This is a genomic window from Catenulispora rubra, from assembly GCF_015356825.1.
Lineage (GTDB): Bacteria > Actinomycetota > Actinomycetes > Streptomycetales > Catenulisporaceae > Catenulispora > Catenulispora rubra.
This window is the reverse complement of sequence record NZ_JAACYW010000399.1, coordinates 1-8,953: the sequence shown is the minus strand read 5'-3', so window position 1 is coordinate 8,953 and position 8,953 is coordinate 1. Positions and strand designations below refer to the sequence as shown.

Genomic DNA, 8,953 nt, shown 5'->3' with positions numbered 1-8,953 from the left:
TTCCAAAATCGCGCAGCCCAAACCGCAGCTGCAGCTGCAGCTGCCACCCCCGCCTGCCCCCGCTGTGGCAGCGCCGACACGCGCGAGCTCAGCGCGTTCGGCAGTACGCCGTGCCAGTCCCTGCGCGCCTGTCGGGCGTGTGGGGAGCCGTTCGGGGCTATCAAGTCCCTGTGATCTAGTCCTTTGTGAGAGCGCTGTGACCTTCCTTCCTGTCGTCGGCCTGGACCGGCTCACTGATGACGCTGTGCGCGTCGTGTTCGAGGTGCCCTCGGGGGAGCGGGACGGGTTCCGCTTTGTGCCGGGGCAGCATGTGACGGTGCGGGTGGAGCTCGGGGGGGTCGAGGCTCGGCGGGCCTATTCGTTGTGCGCTGCGCCGGGGGGCGATGGGGTGGCGACGTTGAGCATCGCGGTCAAGGAGCTCGGGCCCGGGGGGTTCGGGGAGATCGCGGCGGGCAAGCTCGGGGTCGGGGACCTCGTGGATGTGCTGCCGCCGGCGGGGCGTTTCGTCTTGCAGGAGGGCCCTGAGCACGTGGGTATCGTCGCCGGGAGCGGGGTGACGCCGGTCTTGGCCATGGCCGAGGTCGCGTTGGCTCGCGGGGATCGCTTCACTCTGATTTACGGCAATCGCACTGCCGCCTCTGTCATGTTCCTGGAGGAGCTCGCCGATCTCAAGGATCGCTACGCCGAACGGCTGATGGTGCTGCACGTGCTCTCCCGCGAGCCGCGCGAGGCGGCGCTGCTGACCGGGCGGATCGACGCCGAGCGGCTGCCGGAGCTGCTGGCCGCGGCCTCTCCGGGCCCTGAGGCGCACTACTACCTCTGCGGGCCGATGGCCATGGTCGACACCGCCAAGGAGGTGCTGGCCGGGCGCGGCGTGACGCGCGGGCACGTGCACTTCGAGCTCTTCCACGCCGAGGACGCCCCGCCGCCGGCCGCCTACGCTGAGACCGCCAAGGTCCTGGCCGAGGGCGACGTCGACGTGACCGTCACCCTCGGCGGCCGCCGCACGCAGCTGGCCATGTCCAAGGACGACGACTCCGTCCTGGCCGCCCTCCTCAAGGCCCGCCCCGACACGCCCTACTCCTGCACCGGCGGCGTCTGCGGCACCTGCCGCGCGAAGATCGTCCAGGGCGAGGTCGCGATGGCCCACGACTACGCCCTGGAGCCGGAGGAGAAGGCGGAGGGGTTCGTCCTGGCCTGCCAGTCTCGACCCCTGACGCCGGCAGTGGAACTTGACTTCGATGCATAGGGAACGGCGGCGTAAAGGTGGGAACAGCGCTGTAGAGGTATAGGCGCGTAGAAGTACAGCGGCGTAGAGGTGCAGACGCGTAGAGGAAAGCGCTAAGAAGTCTGCGTAAGCAGCCACTCGTCAAGCGTCTCCGCGGTACGCACCTGTCCGGGCACCCCGGCCCGCCAGCCGCCGTCCTTCCGCCAGCCGTTCCGCCCCACCCAGGACCCGACCGCGGACCCGACGGAGGCCCCGCCGGAAGCCCCAGGCCCCGCGGCATCCAAAGGCTCCTCCACGCCCGTCCCCGGCCCCACCGGGGCCGTGGGAGGCATCGGCACGCCCTGCCCTGCCCCCGGCTGCCACAGCCCGTCCATCCCGCCGTACGCGTCGAACCGGATGCTCGCCAGCGGAATGTTCAACTCCTGCAGCCGCGCGATCGTCGCCCGCACCATCGGCACGGACCCCGACACGTACACGTCATGCCCGGCCCAGTGCTCGAAGAACTCCCCATAGCGCGCCACCACCTCGGGCAGCATCCCGCGCTCTCCGGGGTACCGCGGATCGTGCGACACCGCCGAGACCACCGACAGCCAGCGCCGCCGGTACGCCAGCCGTTCGAGCTCTGCCAAGTCGTACAGCTCATCGTCGTGGCGCGCTCCATAGAACAGCCGCACCTGTCGCGTCGTGTTCCACGTCGCCATGTCCTCGACCATCGCCTTGATCGGCGCCAGTCCCGTCCCCCCGGCGATGCACAGCAGGTCCCGCGTCGACTGCGTGTTGCAGAACATCGTCCCCGACGGCGGGCCCAGCCGGACGACGTCGCCGACCTTCGTGTGGTTCACCAGCGCCGTCGAAACCCACCCCGCGGGGATGGCGCGCACGTGCAGAGTCAGCGTGTTGTCGTGCCGAGGGGCGTTCGCGATCGAAAAGTGCCGCCACACCCGCGGCCAACGCTGCGTCTCCAGCGACAAGTACTGCCCCGCGCGGAACGCATAAGGCGCGTCCGGCTCCAGCGTGATGACGGCGATGTCCGGAGTGCGAAGCTCATGCTCGACCACCCGCGCGCTCCACCAAGCCGGCGTCAGCTTCGCGTCCTGTTCCGCCGCCTCGATCATCGTGCCGGCGACGAGCTGGTACGCCGCCAGCCACGCGGCGTCCATGTCAGGGGTCCAGGCGGTGCCCGCATAGCGTTTCAACGCTGATATGAGGCACCGCCAGACCATGTCGTAGTGTTCCGGCCGCGCGCCGTACTTGCGGTGGTCGCGGCCCAGGTCCCTGAGATAGTCGGCCAGGCCGTCAGGGTGTTCGGCCTGGCCGACTATGTGCACCAGGGCCCGGAACAGGCGGTCGCGCTGCGCGTCCATCATCGGCGGGAACATGTCCCGCAGCGCCGGGTACTCGGTGAAGAGCAGCGCGTAGAAGTGCGACAGGACCTGGTCGGCGCAGTCGGCGACCAGTGTGAAGCTCTCCCGGATCAGCGCCGGGACGCGTGCCGGGTCCAGGTCGGGACTCCCGGCGCTTCCGGCGCTTTCCGCGCTTCCGGTACTGCCACTACTCCCGGCACCCTCGGTACTCTCGGTGTTTCCGGAGTTCCCGGCACCCTCGGTACTCGCGGTGCTGCTCGCCGCTGCCTGCCGCACCATCTCTCGCGCCCCCAAAGCCTTCCGCCGGCTCCGTGACCCCTACGTCACGGAATGCATACCCAGCGCAAGCGATTACCTTAGGCTCCGGTGGCGTCGCGGAACGTTGAAGTCCGGTGGAAGTCCGGTCTGGTAAGGGAGGGATTGTCCGCTATGGCGCGGGGAAAAGTCCTGGAAGTCCGCCAGGAGTCCGGGGCTCTGCGGCGAGGCAGAGGCGCTACCGGGAGGGTTCCTGGCGCATCAGGGTCACGCGGCGGCTCAGGATGGCCTCCGCGGTGGCGCGTCCGTCCGGCCAGCGGCGGACGGCGATCCAGTCGTCGGTGAGGGGTCGTCGGAGGGGGTCTGCCGCCATCGAGAGCAGCAGATTGGGGCCATAGGTGGCTCTGAGCGTGCCGGTGCCGGATTCGGCCGTACACCCGCCTTCGCCGGCTTCCGTGACCAACGCCGGTATGAGGTCGGCGCCGGCTGCTTCCTGCAGGACCGCGAAGGCCTTCTCGTGGCCCTCCGTCCAGCCCAGCGCCCGGAGCCGCTGTGAGCCCATCGGAGCTGCGGTTGACACGTATGCTGTCCCAGCTTTCACTGTTCTGTCCGGTTCTTGTCGACCGGGTTCCAGGTCCATCGCCTGTCCCGGTATCTACCGAAATCCCGGAAGATCGCTTCATGGTACGTACGGCTGCGACGCGTTGTCGCAAGGTTTTCTGCCCGCCCGTCTCCCACCACCGCCCGTTAAGGAGACGCTCCGCGCCGCAGTTCAGATGGCTAGTCGTCCGTAGGAAACCCTTCCGGACCGGGAGTATCAACGTCCCGCTGAGCGGCAACCCGCTGGCGCAGTGCCAGCCTCGCAAGCCACAACCGCCGCGAGGGCCACACTTGTTCCACGGCCGCGTTGAGCGCGGCCCCGAGCAGTACGGCCAGCGCCGTCATGTACAGCCAGACCAGGATCGCCACGGACGCGGCGAGCCCTCCGTACAGCGAGTTGGTCGGATCGGTGTCGGCGAACGTGCTGGAGACCCAGTCCCGCAGCAGCGCCGACCCGCCGATCAGCAACAGCAACGCCAGCACCGTGCCCGGCAGGTCCTGGGACCACGGCGTCCGCACCGGCACGGCCAGGTGGTACAGGGTGTTGAGGAACGCCGCGAGCACCGTGAGCATCAGCGGCCAGTACACGGCGTGGATCAGCCCGGTGATCGGCGGGAACGCGCTGACCAGCAGGTCCGGACCGAGCACCAGCAGCGGGAGCGCGACCGAGCCTAGGAGCAGGCCCAGCATGTACATCCCGAACGCCAGGAGGCGGGTCCGCACTATCCCGCGGCGGCCCGACAGGCCGTAGGCGATCGTGATGGTGTCGACGTACACGTTCATGGCGCGTGATCCCGCCCACAGCGCCAGCACGAACCCTATGGAGATGAACTCGGGATGCCCGTTGGCGAGCAGGTTCGTCAGCAGCCCGTCGAGCTTCAGGATGCCGGGCTCGGACAGCATCGTGCCGGCCGCGCCGAGGATGTTGTGCTTGATCTGGGCGATCCGCGCGGCGCCGATCCAGCCGTTCAGGTACCCCAGGGTCCCGGCCAGCCCGATCACCAGCGGGGGCAACGACAGCAGCGCGAAGAACGCCGCCTCGGCCGCCAGGCCGGTGATGCGGTAGCGCATGCAGATGGAGAAGGTGATCTTAGTGACGCGCCACCAGTTCTCTGCCTGCGCGCGGAAGCGCTTGCGCGGCCCCAGGTGGCGGTGCGGTTCGGCGTGCTCCGGCAGGTCCGGCTGCTCCCGGGGCTCCGGCACGAGGGTGCCGGGGTCGGGGGTGGCGCCGGAGCCGGCGGGCAGGTCGAGCACTGGGCGCATGCGCGGGTCCTCGGGTCCGACGGGGAGGTTCACTAAGGTCAACGGGCAATCGGGTCGTTGTTACTAACGGGTAGCGAACACTAGGATCGGGTACTACGTTAACGGCAGCACGACGCAGTACCAGCATCACGCCGAAACGGAGATGACCGGCTCATGCCCGAAGGCACCCTCGTCGGCCCGGCCGACGAGCCCCTGAACCAGGTTCCGCCGCTGGCCGGGTACAACGCCTACACCGCCGACCCGTCGCTCATGGCGGCCGTGGCCAGGCTGTTCGGCACCGGTTCGGCGACCGACACGGAGCTGACCGGGCTCGGAGCGCTGGCCGGCTCCTCCGAGGCCCGCGAATGGGGACGCCTGGCCGAGGCGAACCACCCGGTCCTGCGGACCCACGACCGCTACGGCCGCCGCATCGACGAGGTCGAGTTCCACCCGGCCTGGCACGAGCTGATGACCGTCGCCGTCAGCCACGGCATCGCCGCCGCCCCCTGGCTGGAGGACGCCGGCACTCTGCGGCACACCGCCCGCGCCGCCAAGATGCTGGTCTGGGGCCAGACCGAGGGCGGCCACCTGTGCCCGGTCTCGATGACCTACGCGGCGGTCCCGGCGCTGGCCGCCGACCCGATGCTGGCCGCCGAGTGGACGCCGCGCCTGGCGTCCAAGAGCTATGACTTCGGCCTGCGCGACCCCGCCACCAAGGCCGGCTGCCTGGCCGGCATGGGCATGACCGAGAAGCAGGGCGGCTCCGACGTCCGCGCGAACACCACCCGCGCCACCCCGGTCTCCGGCTCCGGCCGCGAGTACACGCTGGTCGGCCACAAGTGGTTCACCTCCGCGCCGATGTGCGACGTGTTCCTGGTCCTGGCCCAGGCCCCCGGCGGCCTGTCGTGCTTCGTGATCCCGCGCGTGCTCCCGGACGGCACCCGCAACTCCTTCCGCCTGCAGCGCCTGAAGGACAAGCTGGGCAACCGCGCGAACGCCTCCTCAGAGGTCGAATTCCACAACACCCGCGCCTGGCGCCTCGGCGACGAGGGCCGCGGCGTGGCGACGATCATCGAGATGGTCGCCATGACCCGCCTGGACTGCGTCACCGGCTCCGCCTCGCTGATGCGCGCGGCGCTCGCCGAGGCGGTGCACCACACGCGGCACCGGATGGCGTTCGGCAAGCTGCTCGCCGACCAGCCGCTGATGCGCAACGTGCTGGCCGACCTCGCGCTGGAGTCCGAGGCGGCGACGCTCACCTCGCTGCACCTCGCGGCGGCCACGGACGCCGGCTCCGACGAGGCGGCACGGAAGTTCCGTCGGATCGGCCTGGCCGTGGCGAAGTTCTGGGTCACCAAGCGCTGTGCGCCCTTTGCGGCAGAGGCGCTGGAATGCCTCGGCGGGAACGGCTATGTCGAGGAGTCCGGTATGCCCCGGCTCTATAGGGAAGCGCCGCTGAACTCCATCTGGGAAGGCTCTGGGAACGTCAACGCATTGGACGTACTGCGCGCCCTCGGCAGAGAAGACGGAGTGTGGGATGCGTTCTGCGTAGAGGTCGGCGCGGCACGCGGGACGGACGCGCGCTTCGACGCGGCGTTCAAGGAACTCCAGGACGAACTGTCCTCGGTGGACGAGGCTGGCGCGCGCCGGTTCGTGGAGCGCATGGCGTTGCTTCTGCAGGGCTCTCTGATGCTTCGCTACGCACCTACCGAGAACGCCGACGCATTCGTCGCCTCGCGGCTCGCCGGCGACTGGGGTCGGAGCTTCGGGACGCTGCCGCGCGGGCTGGAGATCGAGAAGATCGCCGCGCGGGCGCTGGCGGTCTGATCCGGGTCACCGGTCACTGGTCAGCGGTCAGCGGGAGACGACCAGATCCGCGTACTGAGGGTTCCTCTCTATGTACGCGGCGACGAACCAACACTGCGGCGACACCTTCAGGCCGTGCTCCCGCGCGTCGTCCAGTGCGCGCTCGGCCATCAGCCCCCCGAAGCCGCGGCCTTCGTACTGCGGCTCCACGACGGTGTGCGGCATGACGACCACTCCGTCGTGCACGGAGTACGCCAGAACGCCGGCGAGCGCGCCGTTGACGCGCGCTTCGTAACGCTTGCGCTCCGGGTTGTCGACCACTGTGACCTCGTCGTTCACAACCTGCCTCCGGCTCCCTCTACGATCTTCAGTAGTGTGCGCATCAGCGTAACCGGGACCGTTTTTATGCCCAGTTTTATGCCCAGGAGGCAGAAGTGACAGTGGACGGCGAGGGGCTCCGGATCCACCCCGAGGTGATCGAAGCGCTGGAGTCGGACACCCCGGTGGTGGCGCTGGAGTCGACGATCATCAGCCACGGGCTGCCGCGTCCGGACAACCTGCGGGTGGCCCGGGAGATCGAGCAGACCGTGCGGGACCACGGCGGCGTGCCGGCCACCATCGCGGTGATCGAGGGCAAGCCGTGCGTCGGGCTGTTCGACGCCGAACTGCGGCTGATCGCGGAGTCCGACGACGTGGTCAAGCTCGGCGTGCGCGACCTCGGCGTGGCCGCGGCCAAGGGCCTGCACGGCGCGACCACCGTCGCGGCCACCGCCTCGCTGGCGGCGCAGGCCGACATCGACGTCTTCGCCACCGGCGGCCTCGGCGGCGTGCACCGCCACGCCCGGGACTCCTGGGACGAGTCCGCCGACCTGACCGCGCTGTCGCGGATCCCGATGGCGGTGGTGTGCGCGGGGGTGAAGTCGATCCTGGACGTGCCGGCGACGCTGGAGCGGCTGGAGACGCTGAACGTCCCGGTCTTCGGCTACCGGACGACCCAGTTCCCCGGCTTCTACCTCGCCGACTCCGGCCACGCGCTGGAGTGGAGCTTCGACTTCGCCGAGGAGATCGCCGACGCGGTGCTGCAGCACTGGCAGCTGGCGTGGCCGGCGGTGTCCAGCGGCGTGCTGATCGCCAACCCGATCCCGGTCGAGGACCAGCTGGACCCGGTGCTGCACGACCGGATCCTGAACGAGGCGCTGGCGGCGGCGGAGAAGGACGGGATCAGCGGCAAGGACGTCACGCCGTTCCTGCTGGAGTTCTTCCACCGGGAGACCGGCGGGGAGTCGCTGCGCGCGAACGTGCTGCTGGTGAAGCGCAACGCCGAGCTCGCCACCCGGATCGCGGCGGAGATCATCGACGCCGCGCCGAACCAATAGCGCAGCCCTGATGCCACCTGTGCCACCGACGCCACCTGTGCCATCGACGCCCGCGCCCGGTACGGCGCCGATCCTGGTGATCGGGGACCTGATGGTGGACGTCCTGGCGCGGCTGACCGGGCCGCTGGTGGCCGCCTCCGACAGCCCGGGCAGCATCTCGATGCGCGGCGGCGGGTCGGCGGCCAACACGGCGTGCTGGCTCGCCGCCACCGGCGCCGAGGCGCTGTTCGTGGGCTGCGTCGGCGACGACCTCCCGGGCCGCGAGGCGGCGGAGGCGCTGCACGCGTGCGGGGTGCGGACGAGGCTCAAGGTGGACCCCTCGCGGCCCACCGGCACGGTGGTGGTGCTGGTCGACCCGACCGGCGAGCGCACGATGGTCCCGGACGCCGGCGCGAACAGCGCCCTGACCCCGATGGACCTGCCGAAGGACGAGTTCCTCCCGGGCCGCCACCTGCACCTGTCGGGCTACACGATCCTGAACTCCTCGACCCGCGCGGCCGGCGTCGCGGCCCTGGACCTGGCGCGCCGGCGTGGGATGACGACCTCGGTGGACGTCGCGTCGGCGGGGCCGCTGGCCGCGGTGGGACCGGACTGCTTCCTGGACTGGATCGGCGACCCCTTCATGCTGATCGCCAACCGCGACGAGGCGGCGGTCCTGACCGGCATCGACGACGACCCGGTGGCGGCGACGCGCGCGCTGACAGAGCTCTGCGACCAGGTGGTGGTGAAGCTCGGCGCCGACGGCGTGGTCCGGCACGACGCCCTGTTCGACCGCACGATCCGGGTCCCGGCCGAGAAGCTGGGGCCGGGGGAGCTGGTCGACACGACCGGAGCGGGGGACGCGTTCGCGGCGGGGTATCTGGCGGCGTGGATGCGGGACGAGGATCCGGAGGAGGCGCTGGCGGCCGGGTGCCGGTTGGCGGCTCGGGTGATTCGGAAGGTGGGGGCGCGGCCTTAGTACGGCAGCCGCACTTGATGTTCATGGAGGTGCGATTTGACCGCGGCGTTTGAAGTGGCTGCGTCGTGCGCGGTGTTGGTGTCGTCGTCGCCACAGGCTCCAGCCGATCGTGAACAGTAGCTGG

The 8,953-nt window shown here is 70.2% G+C and carries 9 protein-coding genes; 5 read left to right on the top strand and 4 right to left on the bottom strand.

The window, feature by feature from the left end; translation table 11 throughout:
• Both GWK61_RS61250 and GWK61_RS50250 read left to right on the top strand, forming a co-directional pair.
• The coding region (locus GWK61_RS61250; protein WP_438939828.1) for a PaaD-like zinc ribbon domain-containing protein at positions 1–174 on the top strand (174 nt) is incomplete at its 5' end.
• A 22-nt stretch (positions 175–196) separates the two neighbouring features.
• Positions 197–1,249 (top strand): 2Fe-2S iron-sulfur cluster-binding protein, encoded by a 1,053-nt coding sequence (locus GWK61_RS50250; protein WP_194920989.1) that lies wholly within the window; start codon positions 197–199, stop codon positions 1,247–1,249.
• Between the two features lie 92 nt (positions 1,250–1,341).
• Here GWK61_RS50250 and GWK61_RS50245 read toward each other — a convergent pair whose 3' ends face one another.
• The 3 genes from GWK61_RS50245 to GWK61_RS50235 form a co-directional block, all read right to left on the bottom strand.
• A complete protein-coding gene (locus GWK61_RS50245) occupies positions 1,342–2,871 on the bottom strand; it encodes a globin domain-containing protein (protein WP_228564294.1) in 1,530 nt (509 codons plus the stop codon).
• Between the two features lie 214 nt (positions 2,872–3,085).
• Positions 3,086–3,427, bottom strand: a complete 342-nt coding sequence (locus GWK61_RS50240) for a hypothetical protein (RefSeq protein ID WP_194920988.1) — start codon at positions 3,425–3,427, stop codon at positions 3,086–3,088.
• A gap of 200 nt (positions 3,428–3,627) precedes the next feature.
• Positions 3,628–4,710: a YihY/virulence factor BrkB family protein gene (locus GWK61_RS50235; RefSeq protein WP_194920987.1), complete on the bottom strand. Its 1,083-nt coding sequence runs from the start codon at positions 4,708–4,710 to the stop codon at positions 3,628–3,630.
• A 153-nt stretch (positions 4,711–4,863) separates the two neighbouring features.
• Here GWK61_RS50235 and GWK61_RS50230 point away from each other — a divergent pair, with 153 nt between their 5' ends.
• Entirely contained in the window at positions 4,864–6,516 is a 1,653-nt protein-coding gene (locus GWK61_RS50230; protein ID WP_194920986.1) for an acyl-CoA dehydrogenase family protein, read from the top strand.
• Positions 6,517–6,543: 27 nt separating this feature from the next.
• On the opposite strand, the gene GWK61_RS50225 is transcribed toward GWK61_RS50230, so the two are convergent.
• A complete protein-coding gene (locus tag GWK61_RS50225) occupies positions 6,544–6,834 on the bottom strand; it encodes a GNAT family N-acetyltransferase (protein ID WP_194920975.1) in 291 nt (96 codons plus the stop codon).
• Between the two features lie 95 nt (positions 6,835–6,929).
• On the opposite strand from GWK61_RS50225, the gene GWK61_RS50220 reads away from it, so the two are divergent.
• Positions 6,930–7,871: a pseudouridine-5'-phosphate glycosidase gene (locus tag GWK61_RS50220; RefSeq protein WP_194920972.1), complete on the top strand. Its 942-nt coding sequence runs from the start codon at positions 6,930–6,932 to the stop codon at positions 7,869–7,871.
• Positions 7,872–7,908: 37 nt separating this feature from the next.
• Positions 7,909–8,829 carry a carbohydrate kinase family protein gene (locus tag GWK61_RS50215; RefSeq protein ID WP_323748132.1) on the top strand — a complete coding sequence of 307 codons (921 nt, stop codon included), beginning with the start codon at positions 7,909–7,911 and terminating at the stop codon, positions 8,827–8,829.
• Positions 8,830–8,953: the final 124 nt, after the last annotated feature.